Source organism: Caulobacter sp. Root1472 (genome assembly GCF_001426985.1).
Taxonomy (GTDB): domain Bacteria; phylum Pseudomonadota; class Alphaproteobacteria; order Caulobacterales; family Caulobacteraceae; genus Caulobacter; species Caulobacter rhizosphaerae.
In genome coordinates, this window is sequence record NZ_LMFX01000009.1 from 57,473 (window position 1) to 78,045 (window position 20,573).

General features: G+C 68.5%; 17 protein-coding genes. 9 read left to right on the forward strand and 8 right to left on the reverse strand.

What is annotated here, in order from left to right:
• Window positions 1-46: 46 nt before the first annotated feature.
• The 4 genes from ASD47_RS07925 to ASD47_RS07940 form a co-directional block, all read right to left on the reverse strand.
• Window positions 47-2,674, reverse strand: a complete 2,628-nt coding sequence (locus ASD47_RS07925; RefSeq protein WP_156402165.1) for a TIM-barrel domain-containing protein — start codon at window positions 2,672-2,674, stop codon at window positions 47-49.
• A gap of 173 nt (window positions 2,675-2,847) precedes the next feature.
• Entirely contained in the window at window positions 2,848-4,896 is a 2,049-nt protein-coding gene (locus ASD47_RS07930) for a PAS domain-containing hybrid sensor histidine kinase/response regulator (protein WP_056754087.1), read from the reverse strand.
• Window positions 4,889-6,400 carry an ATPase domain-containing protein gene (locus ASD47_RS07935; RefSeq protein WP_056754090.1) on the reverse strand — a complete coding sequence of 504 codons (1,512 nt, stop codon included), beginning with the start codon at window positions 6,398-6,400 and terminating at the stop codon, window positions 4,889-4,891. The genes ASD47_RS07930 and ASD47_RS07935 overlap by 8 nt, the downstream gene beginning before the upstream one ends.
• 108 nt (window positions 6,401-6,508) lie before the next feature.
• Entirely contained in the window at window positions 6,509-7,435 is a 927-nt protein-coding gene (locus ASD47_RS07940; protein ID WP_056754095.1) for an NAD(P)/FAD-dependent oxidoreductase, read from the reverse strand.
• Between the two features lie 164 nt (window positions 7,436-7,599).
• On the opposite strand from ASD47_RS07940, the gene ASD47_RS07945 reads away from it, so the two are divergent.
• From ASD47_RS07945 to ASD47_RS07955, 3 genes are all read left to right on the forward strand, one after another.
• The gene (locus ASD47_RS07945) at window positions 7,600-9,573 is read left to right on the forward strand and encodes an ATP-binding protein (RefSeq protein WP_056754098.1); all 1,974 of its coding nucleotides are present in this window, start codon (window positions 7,600-7,602) and stop codon (window positions 9,571-9,573) included.
• 118 nt (window positions 9,574-9,691) lie between these two features.
• A complete protein-coding gene (locus tag ASD47_RS07950; protein WP_056754101.1) occupies window positions 9,692-10,060 on the forward strand; it encodes a hypothetical protein in 369 nt (122 codons plus the stop codon).
• Between the two features lie 139 nt (window positions 10,061-10,199).
• Window positions 10,200-12,665: a PAS domain-containing protein gene (locus tag ASD47_RS07955; RefSeq protein WP_056754104.1), complete on the forward strand. Its 2,466-nt coding sequence runs from the start codon at window positions 10,200-10,202 to the stop codon at window positions 12,663-12,665.
• 4 nt (window positions 12,666-12,669) lie between these two features.
• Here ASD47_RS07955 and ASD47_RS07960 read toward each other — a convergent pair whose 3' ends face one another.
• The gene (locus ASD47_RS07960; RefSeq protein WP_156402166.1) at window positions 12,670-13,059 is read right to left on the reverse strand and encodes a hypothetical protein; all 390 of its coding nucleotides are present in this window, start codon (window positions 13,057-13,059) and stop codon (window positions 12,670-12,672) included.
• Between the two features lie 289 nt (window positions 13,060-13,348).
• On the opposite strand from ASD47_RS07960, the gene ASD47_RS07965 reads away from it, so the two are divergent.
• From ASD47_RS07965 to ASD47_RS07980, 4 genes are all read left to right on the forward strand, one after another.
• On the forward strand, window positions 13,349-13,837 hold the full coding sequence (locus tag ASD47_RS07965) for a DUF305 domain-containing protein (RefSeq protein ID WP_200945241.1): 489 nt from the start codon (window positions 13,349-13,351) through the stop codon (window positions 13,835-13,837).
• A gap of 85 nt (window positions 13,838-13,922) precedes the next feature.
• Window positions 13,923-14,210, forward strand: coding sequence for a hypothetical protein (locus ASD47_RS07970; RefSeq protein WP_056754108.1), 288 nt, complete (start codon window positions 13,923-13,925; stop codon window positions 14,208-14,210).
• Window positions 14,210-14,650: a periplasmic heavy metal sensor gene (locus ASD47_RS07975; protein ID WP_056754112.1), complete on the forward strand. Its 441-nt coding sequence runs from the start codon at window positions 14,210-14,212 to the stop codon at window positions 14,648-14,650. The genes ASD47_RS07970 and ASD47_RS07975 overlap by 1 nt, the downstream gene beginning before the upstream one ends.
• Complete coding sequence (locus tag ASD47_RS07980; protein WP_056754114.1) at window positions 14,647-15,231, forward strand: RNA polymerase sigma factor; 585 nt, start codon at window positions 14,647-14,649, stop codon at window positions 15,229-15,231. The genes ASD47_RS07975 and ASD47_RS07980 overlap by 4 nt, the downstream gene beginning before the upstream one ends.
• Window positions 15,232-15,253: 22 nt before the next feature.
• Here ASD47_RS07980 and copD read toward each other — a convergent pair whose 3' ends face one another.
• From copD to ASD47_RS07995, 3 genes are all read right to left on the reverse strand, one after another.
• Window positions 15,254-16,183: a copper homeostasis membrane protein CopD gene (gene copD / locus ASD47_RS07985; protein ID WP_056754117.1), complete on the reverse strand. Its 930-nt coding sequence runs from the start codon at window positions 16,181-16,183 to the stop codon at window positions 15,254-15,256.
• 2 nt (window positions 16,184-16,185) lie between these two features.
• Window positions 16,186-16,545 (reverse strand): copper homeostasis periplasmic binding protein CopC, encoded by a 360-nt coding sequence (copC, locus tag ASD47_RS07990; RefSeq protein WP_056754120.1) that lies wholly within the window; start codon window positions 16,543-16,545, stop codon window positions 16,186-16,188.
• A 109-nt stretch (window positions 16,546-16,654) separates the two neighbouring features.
• Window positions 16,655-17,185 carry a gamma carbonic anhydrase family protein gene (locus ASD47_RS07995; protein WP_056754125.1) on the reverse strand — a complete coding sequence of 177 codons (531 nt, stop codon included), beginning with the start codon at window positions 17,183-17,185 and terminating at the stop codon, window positions 16,655-16,657.
• Between the two features lie 316 nt (window positions 17,186-17,501).
• Between ASD47_RS07995 and ASD47_RS08000 the strand changes: the two genes are divergently transcribed.
• Window positions 17,502-18,287 (forward strand): PhoH family protein, encoded by a 786-nt coding sequence (locus ASD47_RS08000; RefSeq protein WP_156402167.1) that lies wholly within the window; start codon window positions 17,502-17,504, stop codon window positions 18,285-18,287.
• A 123-nt stretch (window positions 18,288-18,410) separates the two neighbouring features.
• Window positions 18,411-20,399 (forward strand): OPT family oligopeptide transporter, encoded by a 1,989-nt coding sequence (locus tag ASD47_RS08005; protein ID WP_056754131.1) that lies wholly within the window; start codon window positions 18,411-18,413, stop codon window positions 20,397-20,399.
• The last annotated feature ends 174 nt before the right edge of the window (window positions 20,400-20,573 follow it).

Below are 20,573 nucleotides of genomic sequence, written 5' to 3' on the forward strand. Positions count from 1 at the left end.
ACCCGAACCGGGCGCATGGATTATGCTCCCGTCACCAGCGTGGTGGTCACCCCAACCGCTGACGCACGGCCGCGCCATGATAGTTTACCGCTACGCCGCGGCTCGGCCGCAGCGGCGTATCGTCGGGTCCGACCAGGTGCAGATCGAAGCGGCGCTGTGACGGCGCGCCGCCGAACCGCCCTTGCGCAGCCTCGATGACGAGTTCGCGCTTCGCGTCGTTCCAGCGCATCGCGATGGTCGAGAACGCGCCCCGCTCGTAGGCGTTGCTGAGCCCGTCGTCCTCGTAGAGCTGGAACGCGCCATCGGCGCCGGGAAACACGAAAAGGTCGATCGCCGCGCCCGTGGTCTGCGCCGTCGACTGCATGACCGGGCCCATCGGCAGGATGGCGCCGGCCCGACCGTGCAGAGGCAACTGTTCGATGGGCGTGGTCACCTCGTGCCGGCGACCGCCCTCGCGGTGCTGGCCGGTCCAAAGATCGATCCAGCCGCCCGGAGTTCGCGGCAGGTAGACCGGCCATTGGTCCGCACCGCCCGCCACCACCGGCGCGACGTGAAGGGCAGGGCCGAACATGTAGCTGTGCTTCTCGGCCAACGCGTCGGCGTCCTGAGGAAAGTCGAAGACGAACGGGCGCATGATCGGCACGCCGCTTTGCGACGCCTCGCCCGCCAGGCTGTAGAGGTACGGATGCAGGCGGTAGCGCAGCTCGAGATACTGCCGGGCGACCGTTTCGACCGCCTCGCCATAGCGCCAGAACTCGGTGTTGGTCTGGTAGCCGTGTACGCGCTGCAGCGGCAGGAAGGTGGCGTACTGGAACCAGCGCAGAAACCGTTCGTGGTAGCCCCGGTCGGTGTATTGCCCTTCGCCGGGTCGGAAGAAGCCGCCCGCGTCGACCGTCCAATAGGCATGGCCGGCCGCGGCCATGTTGAGCCCCGCCGGGATCTGGCGCGCCAGCGTGTCCCAACCGTTGCCGATGTCTCCCGACCATGTGGCGGCCGCATAGCGCTGCTGCCCGAGAAAGGCGCTGCGCGTCAGGATCATCGGTCGCACGTTCGGCTCGGCGCGGCGCCGCTCGTCGTGGACGGCGCGGGTCACTTCGAGAGGGTAGGCCAGGCGGACATGTTCGCCGCGACCGGCGGCGGTCATCCGGCCGACGAGGTCGTCGTTCTCGGGCTCGGTGGCGTCCTGCCACCAGGCGTCGATGCCGAGCTTGCCCAGGTGCTGGTCGTGCTGGGCCCGGTAGAAGGCGACGGCCTCGGGATTGAAGAAGTCGATCCATTCGGTGCCCGGGATGTAGTAGCCCTTGGCGGCGACCTGCCTGCCCAGGTCGGTGTCCTTGCCGACCTTGGACCAGACCGACAGCATGAAGCGGGCGTTGCGCGCGTGCAGGGCGCGCATCAGCCCCGCGGGATCGGGATAGTGGTCTTCGTCGAAGCGCATGGCGTTCCAGCCGTACTTTCCCCAGTACTGCCAGTCCTGCACGATGACATCCACCGGCAGCTTGCGACGGCGAAACTCGTCGAGGGTCTCGAGGATCTCGTCGGACGAGTGGAAGCGTTCGCGGCAATGAATGTAGCCATAGGCCCATCGCGGCAGCATGGAGGTCGCGCCCAGCAGCTGACGGTAACCGGTCATCACCTCGGCGGCGCTGGGACCGGCGATCACCACATAGTCGATCGCGGTCGCCACCGGCGCGCGCCAGGTCGTGGCCGCAACGGCCGGGCCATGGTGAAGCACAGGGGCGTCGCTGTCGTTGGCGAGCACCTTGACCTTGTGGGTTCCCGCCGGGAGGTCGGCCAGGAAGCTGGTGGTCGGCGGCAGCCAGAGATTGGCGAAGTCGACCATGACCTGGTCGCTGATCTCGACATGGTGGATCGAGGCCATCTTCTGGCCGATGTCGAGCAGGAAGGCCTGGCGGCCGGCCTGCTCGACCCGGATCTCGCCCTCGAAGGCCGTCAGCCTGCGCTCGACGCGGGCGTTGCCGGCGGTGGTGGTGACGTCGGCCGTCCGGGCTTCGCCCGCCGCGCCCTTGGTGAGCACGGCGCGATGCGGCGGCGGGTTCAGCTCGGCCATGCCGCGATTGTGCCACAGCAGGCCATAGCCCTTGTTGGAGAGCATGAACGGCAGGCTGATCTGGGTGTTGACCTGGGTGAGCCGCCGCGGAAGCGCCCGCAGGTCGAGCGCTCCGTCCTGGAAGCAGCCCGTGCCGAACAGCCGCTCATCGGCGGGTGACTCGAACCTCTGCTCGGCGATGTGGATGGTCTCCTCGCCGAGCCGGCCCGGTTCCAGCCGGCGGCCTCCCGCGGTCTCGGCCAGCAGCAGGCGGCCTCGCGCATCAAAGAAGCGCACCGTCGAGGCCGCATCGATCTCGCAGGTGATGTGAGGCAGGATCAGGCGCGTGATGTCGCCCTGTCGGCGGCGCGTGGGCCGCGGGGCGCGCGTGGGCAGGAGAATATCGCTCGGCGGCGCCGAGCGGGCGTTGGACTCCGGGACGAAGCGGACCCGGAACGCGCGGTCGGTGACGGCGAAGATCTGGAGGACGCCCCCAGGCAGCACGACGCTGAAATCGGGTTCGCTGACCCGGCTCGCGGCGGCGAGCGGTCCAGCCGCGGCGCTGGTGGCCGCCGCGGCCACGCCGCCGAGAAGAAAGGCGCGACGACTTGCAGGCTGGCGCATGGCGATCCTCATCAAACGCTGGTGGTGCGAGCAGGCAACGGAAAAGTCCATGAACACCGTTGATTCGGCGGTGTTCGTTGGCGACGATTGTTGCCGAGGGCGCACCGCCTGACGATCGTCTTTCCCGCGCCACGCCAAAGTCCGCTCCTGGCGCGTACCTGCCTGACCGTCGGCTAAGGGGAGTAGTCAAGAACCCTTGCGGCCTCCTCCAGGGCGCGTCGGACGGAGACGGCCAGGTCGCTGACCTTGAAAGGTTTGCGTAGCACAGCCTCGGACTTGACGAGGTCCTTGATGGCCTGCGCGTCCGCGTACCCGGTCACGAGAAGCACAGCCAAGGTCGGGAAGGCCTTGCGCGCGTCGGCCGCCACCTGGGCGCCGTTGACGCCCGGCATGGCGAAATCCACCACCATCAGATCCGGCCGATCGGTTGCGATGCGGTCGAGTCCGGCCTGGCCGCCAGCAGCTTCCGTGACGGTGTAGCCCAGGGACCTCAGGCACTGGACGATGAACTGGCGCACGCCCGGGTCGTCATCGACCACCAGCACCCGCTCGCCCTGGCTGAGCGGGGTTTCGCTGGAGGGCGCATCGCTCGGGCGCAGACGCTCGGCGGCGTCGCTAACCGGCAGCCAGACCTGGATCGTCGTGCCGACATTGACCGTGCTTTCGACCCGCACCGTGCCGCCGGACTGGGTTGCTATGCCGTACACCTGACTAAGGCCCAGGCCGGTGCCCTTGCCCACGCTCTTGGTGGTGAAGAACGGATCGAACACCTTCTGCAGCAGATCGGCGGGGATGCCGTGGCCGGTGTCGGCGACCGTGATGACCACGTAGTATCCGGGCTTGAGGCCTTCGCGCCAACCGTCGGCCGTGCGGCTCGCGATCGTGACGGTCCCGCCGTCGCTCATCGCGTCCCGCGCATTGATCGCGAGATTGAGGATCGCCAGCTCCAGTTGGTTGGGATCGGCGTTGGCGCGCGCCGCGCCCGCGCGCAGGTCGGTGCGGATCTCGACGGTGTGTCCCAAGGTTCGCGCCAGGAGGTCGCCCATGCCCGTGATCAGGGCGTCGACCTCCACCGGCTGCAGGTCGAGCTGCTGGCTGCGGGAGAAGGCGAGCAATTGCGCGGTGAGCTTGGTGGCGCGCTCCACCCCCTCGCGGGCGTTGGCCGCCATCCGCTGGACGCGCGGATCATCGCTGCGCCGCTCGATCATGTCGATGTTGCCGACGATGGCGGTCAGCAGGTTGTTGAAGTCGTGCGCGATGCCGCCCGTCAGTTGGCCGATCGCATCCATCTTCTGGGCCTGCACCAGGGCGGCCTGAGCCTGTTCGCGTTCGCCGATCTCCTCGAGGAGCCGGGCGTTGGAATGCTGGAGTTCGCGTACGCTTTCAGTGACGCGACGCTCCAGCGTCTCGTTCATCGCCCTTAAGGCCGCCTCCGCCGTCTTGGCGTCGGTGACGTCAAGGATCACACCGGACATGCGTCGCGCCTGGCCCGGCGTGTGAAGGTTGAGGCGACCGCGAACCTGCAGCCAGTGCAGGCTGCCATCGGGCCATGTCACCCGGTACTCGACGTCGTAGTCGCCGCCCTCGGCGATCGAGGTCTCCAAGGCCGCCAGGCGCCGGGCGGCGTCCTGCGGATGCACCGCCGCTTCGATGTCGTCGAGCGTGAGCGGCTCGTCGGCCGCGCGGCCGAAATGGGCCTTGGTCTGTTGCGAGGTCGTCAGCCCGCGGCTGTCGAGGTCGAGATCCCAGGCCCCCAGATGGCCGGCGTCGAGGGCGAAGCGAAGTTGGGCTTCGGCCTTGGCCTGGTCGGTCAACTGGTCGCGGGCGCGGTATTGGCGACGGCGCGCTCGAAGCGCGGAGGCGGCCGCGCTGACCAGGGTCTCGGCGTTGATCGGGCGCTCGAGCAGGACGATGTTGCCCATGGCCTGCAAGCGGTCCGCGTCGGCCCGGGCGCGCTTGCCGGCCTGCTTGGTGACCAGCACGATAAACGGGAAGTCCGACCATGGCGGCTGGGCGGACAGCCAGGCGTTCAAGGTCTCGGTCGCGTCTTGCGCCAGGGCTTCCTCGGTGAGGATCGCCGCCCCCGCGCCCTCCTGCAAGGCTCGGGTCAAGACCGGCAGGTCCGCGCAGATGACGGTGTGATGTCCCAGGCCGGCGAGCGTTTCGGCGATGACCGGTGCGTCTCGCCCCCGCGGCGCCAGGACCAGTATGCGCTCATCCATCCGTGGACGGATCCTGATCGCCAAGCATCGCGATCTTTCCCTCGTAGGCGGGAAGCCCCGACATCACGCCCTGGAAGTCGATCAGCGCCTGCCCCACCTCGATCCCATCCTCGGTCAGACGAATCTCGCGGATGGTCTTCTCATGTTCGCTCGTTCGGCTCTTGACGGCCGAAATCGCCGTGCGCACCGACCCCGCCGCTTCGAAGAACCGGAACAGCAGGATGCTGTCGCTAAGGTAGCTGAGATCGATGTCGGTCCGCACTTCCCCGATGAAGCCGTGCTGGCCGAGGATCAGCAGGGTCACCATGCCCTGCTGGTTGAGGTAGGTCAGCAGCTCGTGCATCTGCAGCAGCAGGAACTTTTGTCCCGGCATGGCCTGAAGATAGGCGTTGAGGCTGTCGATCACGATCAGCCCCACGCCGACGTTTTCGACGGCCTCGCGGACGTTGCAGGCGAACTCGCCTGGCGAGAGTTCGGCTGGATCGATGGCCCGGATCAGCAAATGCCCACTGTCGAGAAATGGCTGCAAGTCCATGCCCAGCGCCTTGGAGCGGGCGAGCAGCGTCGGCAGTCCTTCGTCGAACAGGTAGTAGGCGACCTTCTCGCCGCGCTCCAGCGCCGTGAGCGCGCAGCGCACGGCCGTCGTGGTCTTGCCCACGCCGGACGGGCCGCTGATCAGGGTGTTGGTGCCGCGCGAGAGGCCGCCGCCGATCAGGGTGTCCAGGCCCGGCGCGCCGGTCGACACCGTTTCGTACGTGAACGTGGCATGGTGATGGGCGGCGACCAGGCGCTCGAAGACCCTGATGCCGCCTGTGTCCAGTTCGAAATCGTGAAAGCCGCCGCGATACTTGATGCCGCGCATCTTGATCACTTCCAGCCGACGCCGCTGGGAGCCGTATTCCTGGGGCGTGCGCTGCAGGCTGATCACGCCGTGGGCGATGCTGTGAAGCTGAAGGTCGCCATGCTCTGCGGTCTGGTCGTCGAGCAGCAGCACCGTGCAGTTGCGGGTCGAGAAGAAGTGCTTGAGCGCCAGGATCTGTCGGCGGTGGCGCAGCGGGTTCTGGGCCAGCAGGCGCATCTCCGACAGGCTGTCGAACACCACCCGCATCGGTTTGGTCGCTTCGACCTGGCGCATGACGCCGCGCGTTGTCTCGCCCAGTTCCACATCGGAAGGGTGGAGCACGGATTGCTCGCTGTCGGGGTCCAGGCCCTCTTCGCTGACCAACTCGAAAAGATCGATCCCGTCGAGCGACCAGCCGTGGCTGGCGGCGGCGGCGCGCAGCTCGTGCTCGGTTTCGGACAGGGTGATGTAAAGGCCGCTTTCGCCAAGTTCCCGCCCCTTGAGCAGGAACTGCAGGGCCAGGGTCGTCTTGCCCGAACCGGGCGTGCCCTCGACGAGATAGATCCGATCGCGCGTCAGGCCCCCGCCCAGGATTTCGTCCAGGCCCGGCACGCCGGTGGCGATCCGGGGTTCTGTCCTTGGCGGCGCGACGTCGATTGGCATGAACGCTCCTGGTGGTGGGTCGCCGGGCGCTGACGGTCGCCTTTCGACCACCCGCCGGGTGATAACCCCCAAGCCAAAGCCAAGGTTTCCTCGTTCCGTGAAATGCCGTCAGCCATCCAGTTCTCGCAGCCGCTTATGGATGTCAGTGGCGGCGATGGCCGCTTCGCCTGTGGCGACGGCGATCTGGTTGAGGCCGCGCACGACGTCGCCCGCCGCGTAGAGCCGTTCGATTGAGGTCTCCTGGTGGGCGTTTACGATCAGGTTGCCCTCGGCGTCGTGCGCCGCGCCCCACTGCACCGCCAAGCGGCTTTGCATCTCGCAGCCCAGCGCCAGATAGAGACAATCGAAGGTGCGGCTCGCCCCGCCCGCCGGGTTGGCTTCGATCCGGTCCGGCGCCAGCGAGAGATTCGAAAGCGCTATAGGCAGGATCTCGACGCCCTTGGCTTTCAGCGCGCCAGGTTGGCCGAGGGTCGACAACGGACCCAGATGAAGCAGGGTCACGGTCTTGGAGTAGGTGGTCAGGAACGCGGCCTCCCGCGCGCCGAGGTCTCCCTCGCCAAGCACGGCGATCTTCTGGTCGATGGCCTCGTAGGCGTCGCAGATCGGGCACATGCGGACCTTGGCGGCGCGGATGGCCGCCTCGACGCCTGGCAGATCGGGCAGGCGGTCGACGACACCGGTCGCCAGCAGCACGAAGCGGGCGATGAGGGGCGGGGACTCTGGTGCGTCTGCGTCGAGCGTGAGTTCAAATCCCGCGCCGGCGCGTTCGAGGGTCCGCGCGCGGCCCATCCGGCGTTCGGCCCCGTAAAGGCGAGCCTGCCGGCCCATCTCGGTCAGCAGGGCCGGCCCGCCGACGCCGCGGGGGAAGCCCGGGGTATTGTGGCTCTCGGGAATCCAGCTGGCGCGCGGCGAGCCGCCGTCGAGGATCAGCACCTTGCGACGAAACCGGCCAAGATACGTCGCCGCCGTCAGACCCGCCGGGCCCGCGCCCACGATGATGACGTCGTAATGGGAGGTGGCGTCTGGTGTTCTCATGGACGATCAACGCCTCATATGGCGATCGCGTCGAGAGCCGATCACAAAAGTGGACGCGCAAGCGAATTCGCCCCTCGCGGCCGCTGCGACAATCAACCTCACAAGACCACAAGGGTTTGCTCAAACCTTCGCCGCGCACAATACTCGGCCATGGAGGGGCCGGGTTGGATCAGACCGAATTTTCCGACGAGAACCAACGCATCGCCATCCTGCAGTCGCTCGGGCTCGCGAGTTCGGCGCGGCAGCGGGCGTTCGACTTGATCGCCGAAGCCGCACGGGCGGCGGCGGCCGCCGACGCCGGGTTCGTGTCCTTCGTCGACGCCGACCAGGTGTGGTTCAAGGCCGCCGACGGCGTTCCGGCCCGGCGTCTGCCCAGGTCCGACGCCTTTTGCGACCATGTGGTTCGAACCGGACGCGCGTTCGTCCTGGAGGACGTTCGCCAGCACGCCGATTTCGCCCACATCGACTATGTCGGCGCCTATGCCGGTGCGCCGATCATTGTCCAAGACCATGTGGTGGGCGCGGTCTGCGTCACCAGCCTCGCTCCGCGCGCCTTCACCGGAGCCCAGCTCGCTCAGCTGGAGCTCCTGGCTCGGATCGTCGGCGAGCGCCTGGAAACGCGTCGTGAGAAGCTCTTCCTGTCGCAGCTGTTTGACGGCACCTCAGACGCGGTTCTGATCGTCGACGAGAACCAGGTCATCATGCATTGGAACGCCGCGGCCGAAGCCATATTTGGTTACAGCCCGCGCGAGGCCCTGGGCCAGCCCTTGCGGATGATCATCCCGCCACAGATGCGGGCGGGCCATGATCGAGGGTTCGCACGCCTGTGCAATGGCGGGCGTCCGACCCTTAGCGGCGCCGTCGAGGTCCCGGCCCTACGCCGTGACGGCCAGGAATTTCCGGCCAGCCTGTCGCTGTCGACGTGGCGCGACAACGACCGGATCATGGTCGGCGCCATCGTTCGCGATATCTCGGACCGCGAGGCCCTGCATCAGGCGCGGGTGGCCAGCGAAGCCAAGACGCGCTTCCTGGCCAATATGAGCCACGAGATCCGCACGCCGCTGAACGGCATCCTGGGCCTGGGAGACGTGCTGTCCCGCACCCGCCTGGCCGAGGACCAGGCCGACATTCTCAGGGCGATGACCGGCGCGGCTCGAACGCTCGAAGCGCTGCTGAGCGACGTCCTGGACCTGGCGCGCTCGGAAGAGGGGGCGATGCGGATCTCGCACGATCCGTTCGAGCTCGCCGGCCTGGTGCGCGAGGTCGCGGACCTGCACCGTCCGGCGGCCGAGGCCAAGCGCCTTGCTTACGAGGTCGCCGCTCCCTTGGGTGAGCACTGGGTCGTGGGTGATCCCGTGCGGCTGCGCCAGGTGGTCGGCAATCTGCTCAGCAACGCGGTCAAGTTCACGCATGCGGGGACGGTGCGGCTCGATTGTACGCCAAGCGAGGGCGGTTGGGCGTTCGCGGTTCGCGACACCGGCATTGGCTTCGACGCCGCGGCCAGGACACGGATCTTCGACCGCTTCGCCCAGGCCGACGACTCCATAACCCGCCGCTATGGCGGCTCGGGCCTTGGCCTGTCGATCTGTGTCGAACTGGTCCGGGCCATGGGCGGTGAACTGGCGGCAGCTTCGGTGGTCGGCGAGGGTTCTTCGTTCGCCTTTGAGCTGCCCCTCGCCACGGCCACAGCCCTCCAGGCGCCTGAAACGCCGGCTCAGCGCCATGGCGCCATCCGGGTCCTCCTGGCCGAGGACCACCCGGTCAACCGCAAGGTCATCGAACTGATCCTCGGGGAGATCGGCGTGGACCTGGTGTCGGTGTGCGACGGTCGTCAAGCCCTTGAGGCCTTTGCCGCCGAGCCGTTCGACCTGGTGTTGATGGACATGCAGATGCCGGTCATGGACGGGCTGAGCGCGACGCGGGAAATCCGCGCCCTTGAGCAGCGCTTGAATCAACGGGCCTGCCCGCTGATCATGCTGACCGCCAATGTCCTGCCCGAACACCTGCGCGCGAGCTTCGAAGCCGGGGCCGACCGTCATCTGGGCAAGCCCATCGAGGCGGCCCGGCTGCTGTCGGCGATGGATGAAGTGCTCGCCGCCTGTCTCGAGCCGGAAGCGGGAAGTCCTCGGCTTTCCTGACCCTCGGGGAGGGGCCTTCGCGCCATTGTCATGACTTGCCGGACGTTTGCCCGCCCGTCGCGCGCGCTCAAGCCTTCTGCGACTGGCGCCCAAACGCTCCCGCTCATAGCCTGACGCGATGCTGCGCGATCCTGGCCCCCACTGGATAGACCGGGCGCTGGGCGTCGCCCGCGCGTTCAAGGCCACGACGCGCCGCGCCCCCGGCGCCAAGCATTCGGTGTACGTCGTCCTGCTGCACGATCCACGGCGGGCCGAGCCTTGGGGCCTCTATGTCGGCCAGACCGCGCGCGATCCGGATCTGCGCTTCGACCAGCACAAGGCCGGATACAAATCCAGCAGCGCCGCCCGTCGCTTTGGCGTCCGGCTGTTGCCCGACATGGTCGGGCATCTCAATCCCATGCGGCGGTGGGAGTCCCTGGATCTCGAAGCGGCGCTGGCGGAAGGCTTCCGCGCCGCTGGCGTCGGTTGGGTCGAGGGCGGCCACTAACCCGCGCGGTGTGCAGGTCTGGGGCGCCCGCTGCGGCGACTCGGCCCCCGGCGGCAACTCCAGCTTGGCTTTGGCGTTGTCACCGGTCGGGGCCTCGCGGGGACCCGTGTCGCATGACCTCGTCCTGGGTGATTAGCCATTGACCAGCTCTCGCCATCCTCCACTCGCGGCGCGCGGTGACGTCGCCGACCGCCTGGCGACCGATGCCTGGTTCAAGGACCATCTTGGGCCGGTGGAAGCCTGGCCCGCACCGCTGCGCCAACAGGTCGAGGTCCTCCTGAACGCGGCCTTTCCGATGTTCCTCCTGTGGGGACCCTCGCGGGCGATGATCTACAACGACGCCTATCGCGCGGTGCTTGGCCCTAAGCACTCCGACGCCCTGGGGCGTTCGTTCTGGGCGGTCTGGCCGGAAGTCCGCGGCCAGATCGAGCCGGTGATCGACAAGGCCTTCGCCGGCGAGGCCAGCTTCTTCGAGGATCTCGAAGTCGCCCTGCACCGGGCCGAAGCCTCCGGACCGGCCTGGTTCACCTTCTCCTACAGCCCCATCCCGATGGGCGAGGCGATCCCCGGCGTGCTGTGCGTGTGCGTGGAAACCACCTCGGCGGCGATCGAGCGGGCAGGGCGATACGAGAGCGAGCGGACCCTGCTGTTCCTCGACCGCCTGACCCGGGCCACGACCAGCCTGGCCAGCGCCGACGCGGTGATGGACATGACCACCCGGATGCTGGGCGAACAGATGGCGGTGGCGATCTGCGCCTATGCGGACATGGACGACGACCAGGACGGCTTCACCATACGGGGTGATTGGTCGGCGCCGGGCTCGCCGTCGATCGTGGGCCGCTACCGACTGGCCGATTTCGGCAAGCTGGCGGTGGAGAACCTTCGCAAGGGCGCGCCGCTGGTCATCAACGACAATCGCGTCGAGATCGCGCCGGCGGAAGCGGCGACCTTTCAGGCGATCGGCATCGGCTCGACCATCTGCATGCCGCTGGTGCGTGACGGGCGCCTGCGGGCCCTGATGGCCGTCCACCACGCCGGCCCGCACGTCTGGACCGACCGCGAACTGGCCCTGGTGCGCGAGGTCACCGAGCGTTCCTGGGCCTTCGTCGAGCGAGTGGGGGCCGAAGCCGACCTGCGCAACAGCGAAGAGGAACTCCGGCGGATCACCGACGCCGCGCCCCTGCTGATCTCCTACATCGACCGCGATCAGCGCTACCGGTTCGTGAACCAGACCTACCAAACCTGGTTCGGGCGGTCCCCGGAGGCTCTCCTTGGCCGATCGGTCGAGGAGGTGCTGGGTCCCAGCGCCTATGCCGGCGTGGCGACCCGTCTGCGCGCGGCCTTGGCCGGAGAGCCGATGAGCTTCGAAAGCCAGATGGCCTATCCCGATGGCGGCCAGCGCGACGTTCATGTCGACTATGTGCCGCGCCGCGCGGCGGCCGGCGAGGTCGTGGGCGTCTACGCGATCATCAGCGATATCACCAAGCGCCTGACGGCCGAGCGGGCCCTGGCCGAGAGCGAGACCCGCCTGCGCCTGGCCACTGAATTCGCCGAGGTCGGCCTGTGGGACGTGGAAGGCGGCGGGGGCGCGCTCTACTGGGACGATCGGGTGCGCGGCCTGTTCGGGGTTCCGCTGGACCAGCCGGTCTCCATGGCCGACTTCTACGCGGGTCTTCATCCCGAGGACCTGGAGGCCACGACGCTCGCCTATGCAGCCGCCTCGGATCCCGCTCTTCGCGCCCTCTACGACGTGGAATATCGCACGATCGGCGCCAGCGACGGGGCCGTCCGCTGGGTGGCGGCCAAGGGGCGGGGGCTGTTCGACGCCGAGGGGCGCTGCATGCGCGTGACGGGCACGGCGGTGGACATCACCGCGCGCAAGGCTGTCGAGGAAGCCCGCGACCTCCTGATGCGCGAGGTCGACCATCGGGCGAGAAACTCCCTAGCCGTGATCCAGTCGGTCGTTCGCTTGACCGATGCGCCCGATGTCGAGACCTTCCGATCCGCCTTGCAGGGGCGGGTCGAAGCCATGGCCCGCGCCCAGACCGCCTTGGCCAAGAGCCAGTGGCGGGGCGGCTCGATCGGTCAGGTCGTGCGCGACGAGCTGCTGTCCTCGGTCGTCGCCGCCTCGCGCCTTCATCTTTCGGGCGACGAGGTTCCGCTCAGCGCCGAACAAATGCAGCCCCTCAGCATGATCCTGCACGAACTGGCGACCAACGCGGCCAAGTACGGCGCTCTATCGGTGACCGACGGCGTCGTGGACGTGCGCTGGAGCGGAACGCCGGCCGGCTGGTCGCTGAGCTGGCAGGAACATGGCGGTCCGCCGGTCGCGGCCCCCGCGCGCACTGGGTTCGGCTCGCGGCTGATGAGAAGTCTGGCGCGCCAGCTCGACGCGGAAATTCTTTTCACCTGGGAAGCTGGAGGGCTTGGTGTGGACCTGCGGGTCGCTCAGCGCGCTGTCAGCGAGCCCGACCGACTAGCTGGCCGCCTGAACGATCCTTTCAGGGGTGATGGGCCGCTCGAGCCGGTTGAATCCCTTTGGTCCGCATCAAGCGACCTCGTCCTTGGCGGTACGCGGCCCTCGACCCCCTACGAGGTGTCCTAAGGTCCTACTCCGCCAGATGGCCGCCAACGACCCGCAGGTTCACCCGGGCGGGCGAGTGCGGGCCACGGGGACTGTCGCCTCCGATCGAAATGAGCTCGAACCCCTTCCCGCAGGATAGCGACACATCGCCGAGGCGCCCTAAAGCCGCCAGGCGCAGGTTGATCCGAACGCGCTGATCCTCGCTGATGGCGCGCCCGTCTATCGTGTATCGGCTAAGCTCGACCTTGCCGTCCTGACCGAGAAGCTCAAGGCCGACCTCGCGATCTTCGCATCGGTAGAGGTTTTTCACTTGCTCCCAGGTCGGCGATTGAGTTTCGCCGACCGGGAGCGGCAATCGCGGCGCTTGGGCCAAGCTAGGGGAGGCCAGGGCGGCGCACATCAGACCGATCGCCAAGACCGGTGAGCCAGCAAACCGGGGACCTAGGATGCGCATCTGGAGTCACTGTCTGGATTGTTTGGATCGCTGACATGATTGGCGCACGTGTCCGAACGCGCCTGCAAGGACTGGGTTTGATCGGAATAGCGCAAATAGTCGCGTTCGTGGAGCGGCCCGTCGAGGCCGTCCAAAACGTACATGCGCGGTTGGCTGGCGTCTGCGCCAACAGAGTGGTCGGCAAACGAGGGCGTCGGCGATGCGGGCCGTATGGAGACCTTGAACGGCTGCAGCAATAGCGGAGGCGACGATGGAGAAAGGCCATTCCCAGAAGCATCACGCCCAGGGGCGTCACCGGCCCTATCTGAGGCTGGCGGTGATGATGATCCTGTCGTTCGCCGCCATGTACGGCCTGATGTACGCCATGGTCGACAAGGCCTCGAGCATCCGGCCCAACCTCAACCAGGCCTATATGGCGGGCTTGATGACGGCGCCGATGGTCGTCCTCGAACTGCTCCTGATGAGCATGATGTATCCGAAGACCCGGCTGAACCACGCCCTCGTCGGCGCCGGCCTGGTGCTGGGACTTGTCTGTTTCGTCGCCATTCGTCAGCAATGGCTGATCGGCGACCGGGAATTCCTGCGCTCGATGATCCCGCACCATTCGGGCGCGATCCTGATGTGCGGCAAGGCTCCCGTGCGCGATCCGCAGATCCGGGCGCTGTGCGCGGCGATCATCAAGGGGCAGCAGGCCGAAATCGACCAGATGGACGCCATGCTGGCCAAGGGCGCGCGCTGAGCGGCCGATCGCCCCCCGGCCCTCCAGCGCTTGAGGGATCAGGGCGGCGCGTGCGTAGTCGGCTTGAAGGTCAGGGGAATCGGCCATGAGCGACGCGCTCGACGGAATGTTGGAGGAGCTGCGGCGGGCGCCGACGGCGGCCTTGCAGGGCCTTGAGGGCGAGGTGTGGTCGCGTATCGACAGCCTTCGCGACGGCCGGCGTTCGTCCGGCGCCTTGCTGCCCCTGCGCGCGGCCTGCGTCGTCGTCGCGCTAGGGATCGGTCTGGCCGGCGGCAGCTACGCCGCCATGGCCGCGGCGCGCCGGCCCGCCGAAATCTCCGTGTTCTCGGTCGACGCGCATCTGGCGCCTTCGACCCTCCTGACGAGCCGCTGATGCCCCGGATCAGCGCCGGCCTCGTCCTGACCGTGGTCCTGGCCCTGCTGGCGGGCGCCGCCGGGGCGTGGATCGGCGCGTCCGGCCTGCTGCCGAGCCGTCATTCGGCCTCGCTGCACGCGATGGTCCACCATGACCTGGAGCTGACCCCCGAACAGGACCGGCGCCTCGAGGCCCTGGAACGGGATTTCGCCATACGCCGCAAGGCCCGCGAGACCGAGCTCCGCGCGGCCAACGCCCAGCTGGCGGCGGCGATCCAGGCGCGTCACGAATACACGCCGCAGGTCGAGGCGGCCGTGGAGCGTTTCCATGCGGCCATGGGGGCGCTGCAGCTGGAGACCGTCCAGCACGTCCTGGCCATGCGCAAGGTGCTGACCCCCGAGCAGGCGGCCAAGTTCGACCGCCGCGTCAGCGAGGCCCTGACGAACGACACGCCGTGACCGCCGCCCCGGGCGAGCAGGACGACGCCGAGCTGGCGCGGCGGGCGGCCGCCGGGGACGAGCCGGCGTTCAGCCAGCTGATGCGCCGGCACAAGGGCGCGCTGTTCGCCTTCGCCCGCCGCCACGTCGGCGACCCCGAGGCGGCCCGCGACATCGTCCAGGAAAGCTTCGTGTCGGCCTGGAAGGCGCTGGGCCGTTACGATCCAGCCCGTCCGTTTCCCACCTGGCTGCGCGCCATCGCGCTCAACAAATGCCGCGATCGCGGCCGGCGCCTGCTGGTCCGGCGGCTTGTGCTCGGCGAACGCTCGATCGACGCGCCGGGGGCGCCCGACTACGCCGACAGGGGCCCTGATCCCGAGGCGCAGGCCGAACGCGCCCAGCGGCTGGCTCGTCTGGAAGCGGCGATCGCCCGCCTGCCGGCCCAGCTGAAGGAGCCGCTGATCCTGACCTGTCTGGAGGACTATTCCCAGCAGGCCGCCGCCGACCTGCTGGGCGTCAGCGTCAAGACCGTCGAGACGCGCGTCTATCGCGCCCGCAAGCGGCTGACCGAATGGCTCGGCGATGGTCCCCGCGGCGGATGAGGGGAGGAGGCGCCTGGAGCGACTAGAGCGAGGAGATGGGCGCCAGGCGTCCGAGCCAGGCCACCAGGGCCAGGACGGCCAGGGCGGCGCCCGCCTCCAGGGCGAGGCTCTTCCTGAGCGCGGCGATGGCTGCGGCGGAGCGGTCGGGATCCTCCAGCCCGCCGCGCAACGCCGGGGTGAGCCGGAACCGGTTGGCCGCCGCCAGAACCAGCATGGCGGCGAAGACCAGGAGCTTGAGCAGCAGAAGCCGGCCATAGAGGGTCGCAGAGAGGCTGGGCAGGCCCGCCACCCCGACCAGGAACCCGCTGTTGATCAGTCCCGTGGCCAGGAGCACGGCGACCAGCGCCGAGCCGACGCCGGAAAACCCCGCCAGCGCGCCGTGGAACGCTTCGAGGCCGTCCGCATCCGTGCTGTCGGCGAACCGGGCCAGGATCAGGAAGAAGACGATCGCGCCGGTCCAGACGGCCGCCGCGGCCAGGTGCGCGAGGTCGGCCGCCAGGTGGACCAGCGCGCCTGCGCCCTCGGTCGCCGCGCCATGCCCCATCCAGGCAAGGCTGGCGGTCGCGACGGCGCCGAGGCTTGAGCTCGCCACCCAGGCCGGGACGCCGGGGCGCACGCCCAGGAGCAGGCCCAGGGCCAAGGCGGCGCAGACGCCGCGCGCCACGGAAGAGGGGCCCATGGCCATGTCGGTCAGCACCGAGGCCAGGGTCGTCGGGTCGAGCGCGGCGGACAGCGACCCGGCGACGACCGCGGTCTGGGCCAGCAGGCCCAGCGCCGTCGCCAGGACGAGGATGGCGGCCGAGCCGGCGAGCACCTGGCGCGGCCAGGCCAGCGCCGCCGCGCTCGACGGTCCGCGCGCCGGCAGGGCGTAGAGCGCGAACAGGGCGCCGCCGGTCAGGACGAAGCTCGCCGCGTACTGGACCCAGCGCAGACCGACGACCGCCGCTTCCACGGCTACTTCACCGTGAACGTGACGATCCCGTCCATGCGGTGGCCGTCGTCGGCCGCCGCCACGCGCCAGGTCACCTTGTAGGCGCCGGCCGCCAGCCTGTCGCGCGGCGCGCCCGAGACGGTCTTGCGGTCCTTGGAGACCGTGGTCCTGACCGGGATCTTCACGCCGTCGGCCCTGGCGATCTCGAAGGTCGAGAAGGCCGGCGCGAGCTTTTCGTTGAAGGTTAGGGACACCGTCTTCGGCGCCGCCACCGTGGCGTTCGCCGCCGGATCGGAGGCCACGAGCTTGGCGTGGGCGCTGGCCTGACCCGCGACCAGGGTGGAAGCGGCCAGGGCGGTGACGAGCAGGGCGCGCAGGGTCATGGGACAGGTCCTTCGAAAGACGGAATGGCCAAGCGGATACGCGCTCGCGACGCTGGCCCCTCGCCAAGCTTCGACCGGTTTCGCTGCAGCTTGATGTCGCGCCGGCGCCTCAGTCCAGGCGAGACAGCTCGGTCCGGTAGCGCTTCCAGTTTTCGACATAGTGCAGGGCCGAGGCCTGGAGGATCAGGGCGTGGCCCTCGCCGATCTCGCGGACCACCTTGCCGGGCGCGCCCATCACCATCGAATTGTCGGGGATCTCCTTGCCCTCGGTGATCAGGGCGCCGGCCCCGATCAGGCAGTTCTTCCCGATCCTGGCCCCGTTCAGGATGATCGAACCGATGCCGATCAGCGAGCCGTCGCCGATCGTGCAGCCGTGAAGCATCACCATGTGGCCGATCGTCACATTGGCCCCGATGGTCAGCGGGCTGCCGACGTCGGTGTGAAGTACAGAGCCGTCCTGGACATTGCTGTTCTCGCCGATCTCGATCGGATCATTGTCGCCGCGAACTATTGCGCCCCACCAGACGCTGGAATTCTTCCGCAGCAGGACATTTCCCATCACCGAGGCGCTGGGCGCGATCCAATATTCGCCGTCCGAGGGCAGGGAAGGACTTGCGGCGCCCAAGGAATAGACAGTCATCCGTACACCTCGTGTTCTAAAGGCGGGCAGGGCCTTAACGGCTCATAAACCATGTGAGCCCCATTGTATTTGTGCGATTCGAGGGGGAACACTCCCACATCGGGAGTCATTCTTCTCGTATCCGAGCCGCGCTCGATCGCCGAACGCGGCCTCCCGGTAAACGGAGACCTTGGGTGTCGGTTTTGGGGTTTGGGCGTTCATCACCGCCTTCGGGGGCAAGCTCCGAACCGCCAGGCCGCGCACGCGCCTCCGCTTTTCACTTCTCCACCTGCTCCAAGGACGTCGCCATTCGGCCACGTCCTTTTTTCATGCCTGAATGGAGGCTTTCATGACCAAGCGAGCTCTCAAGCGGATGGTGCGCGAAGGCGCGAACGACGCCGGCCGTTACGACGACGACGCCAAGGTGCGCCGCCTGCCGGTGGAGCATCGCCAAGCTTGGTCGCCGTTGGGCAATCCGGGGCATGAGGATCGGGACCAGAGTTACCTCAAAACGATCAAACCCAAATCGCCGGGCCAGGCGACCCTGATGGAGGCGATCGACGACAAGAACCTGATCATGGCGCTGGGCCCGGCCGGCACCGGCAAGACCTACATCGCCATCGCCAAGGCCGTGGAGGCCCTGGAGGCCGGTAAGGTCGGCCGCATCGTGCTGTCGCGTCCCGCCGTCGAGGCCGGCGAGTCGATCGGCTACCTGCCCGGCGACATGGAGGACAAGCTGGCCCCCTACCTGCGCCCGCTCTACGACGCGCTCAGCGACCGCCTGTCGGTCAAGCGCATGCGGGCCCTGATGGCCGAGGGCGCCATCGAGATCGCCCCGGTCGGCTTCATGCGCGGCCGCACCCTGAACAACGCCTTCGTGGTGATCGACGAAGCCCAGAACTGCACCTACATGCAGCTGAAGATGCTGCTGACCCGCCTGGGCTGGAACTCGACCATGGTGGTGACCGGCGACCCCAACCAGTCGGACCTGCTGCCCGGCATCTCGGGCTTGGCCGAGGTGTCGGCCAAGTTCGAGCCGGTCGAGAACATCGCGGTGGTCCGCCTGGCCGACCGCGACATCGTCCGTCACCCGCTGGTCGCGGAGATGCTGGGCGTGCTCTAGCCCCCTGAGAGGCGATTTCAAGGGCCGTCGCGACCCGGAAATCGCCGAAATGCGGAACAAGACTTGAGTTGGGGGCGGTCGGACGTGCAAGGTCCGACCGCCTTAACTGTTTTGGGACCCTGCATGTCGTCCGACGCCGCCGCGACTCCCCGTTCGGAGTTCACGATCCGAGGGGTGCTCCTGGGCATCCTCATCACCCTCGTCTTCACCGCCGCCCAGGTCTATCTGGGCCTGAAGGTGGGCCTGACCTTCGCCACCTCGATCCCCGCGGCCGTGATCTCGATGGCCCTGCTGCGCGCGTTCAAGACCGCGACGATCCAGGAAAACAACATCGTCCAGACCATCGCCTCGGCGGCGGGGACGCTGTCGTCGGTGATCTTCGTGCTGCCGGGCCTGCTGATGATTGGTTGGTGGAGCCACGTGCCGTTCCTGACCACCTTCGGCGCCTGCCTGGTCGGCGGGATCCTGGGCGTGATGTACACCATCCCCCTGCGCCGCGCGCTGGTGACCAATTCCGACCTGCCCTATCCCGAGGGCGTGGCCGCCGCCGAGGTGCTGAAGGTCGGCACCGGCTCGCGGGCCGGCGCCGCCGAGGGCCAGGCCGGCCTGATCGCCGTGGTGCTGGGCACGCTCGCCTCGGCCCTGTTCGCCGCCCTGGCCGCCGCCAAGATCTTCGCCGCCGAGGTGGCGGGCTATTTCAAGGCCGGGGCCGGCGCGACCGGCCTGGGCGCCTCCAGCTCGCTGGCCCTGATGGGGGCGGGCCACCTGATGGGCATCACGGTCGGCGTGGCCATGTTCGCGGGCCTGGCCATCGCCTGGGGCGTGCTGGTGCCGGTCATGACCAGCCTGCACCCGATGCCCGGCGCCACGGTGGCCGAACACGCCCTCACCATCTGGCGCACCGAGGTGCGGTTCATGGGCGCGGGCGTCATCGGCGCCGCCGCCATCTGGACCCTGGGCAAGCTGGCCCTGCCGATCTGGTCGGGCCTGATGTCGGCCTTCGAGGCCAGCAAGGCCCGCAAGGTCGGCGGCGCGGTGATCGCCCGCACCGAGCAGGACATCCCGATCGGCATCGTCGGCCTGGTGTCGCTGCTGCTGCTGGCCCCGGCCGGCTGGTTCCTGGCCCATTTCCTGACCGGCGGCCCGATCACCAGCCTGGCCGCGCCGCTGGTCGCCATCGGCGTCGGCTACGTGCTGATCGCCGGCCTGCTGGCCGCGGCGGTCTGCGGCTACATGGCCGGTCTGATCGGCTCGTCCAACAGCCCGGTGTCGGGCATCGCCATCCTGACCGTGCTGGGCGCCTCGCTGATGGTCGGCGTGGTCGGCCGCGGCGTGATCGGCCCCGACATCGCCAAGGCCCTGGTCGCCTACGCCCTCTATGTCACCACCATGGTCCTGGCCGTGGCCGTCGTGGCCAACGACAACCTGCAGGACCTGAAGACCGGCCAACTGGTCGACGCCACGCCGTGGAAGCAGCAGGTGGCCCTGATCATCGGCGTCATCGCCGGCGCCGTCGTCATTCCGTTCGTGCTGGAGCTGCTGAACCAGTCCAACGGCTTCGCCGGCGCGGCCAATCTCAGCACCGTGGCCGGCTCCACGCCGCTGAACGCGCCCCAGGCGACCCTGATCTCGACCCTGGCCAAGGGCGTGATTGGCGGCGACCTGAACTGGAGCCTGCTGGGCTACGGCGCCCTGATCGGCCTGGGCCTGGTGATCGTCGACATCGTCCTGCGCAAGAGCAGCAACGGCCGCCTCAGCCTGCCGCCGCTGGGCGTGGGCCTGGCCATCTACCTGCCCAGCGCCGTGACCGCCCCGGTCGTGGTCGGGGCCGTGATCGGCTGGATCTACGACAAGACGGTCGACAAGGACCGGATGGGCGAGGCGGCCAAGCGCCTGGGCGTGCTGATCGCGTCCGGCTTCATCGTCGGCGAGAGCCTGTTCAACGTCGCCCTGGCCGGCCTGATCGTCGCCACCCAGAAGCCCGGCCCGCTGGAGGTCCCCTTCGCGCCGTCCGAGCACGTGGGCATGATCTTCGCCCTGATCGCCGCGGCGGTCGTGGTGGCCGTGCTGTACGGCTGGGCGCGACGGTCGGCGAACAAGATCCAGGCCTGATCGGGCTTGATCTGATCGGACAAGGGACCCGGAGGGCGCGAGCTTTCCGGGTCTTTTTTGTTCGGCCAGCAACAATCTGAACCGCTCATCCCGGCGAATGCCGGGACCCAGATCCCAAAGCGGTGTGGTGGATTGGAAAAGGCGCAGCGCTCATGGCGTCAGCCACACCGCCAT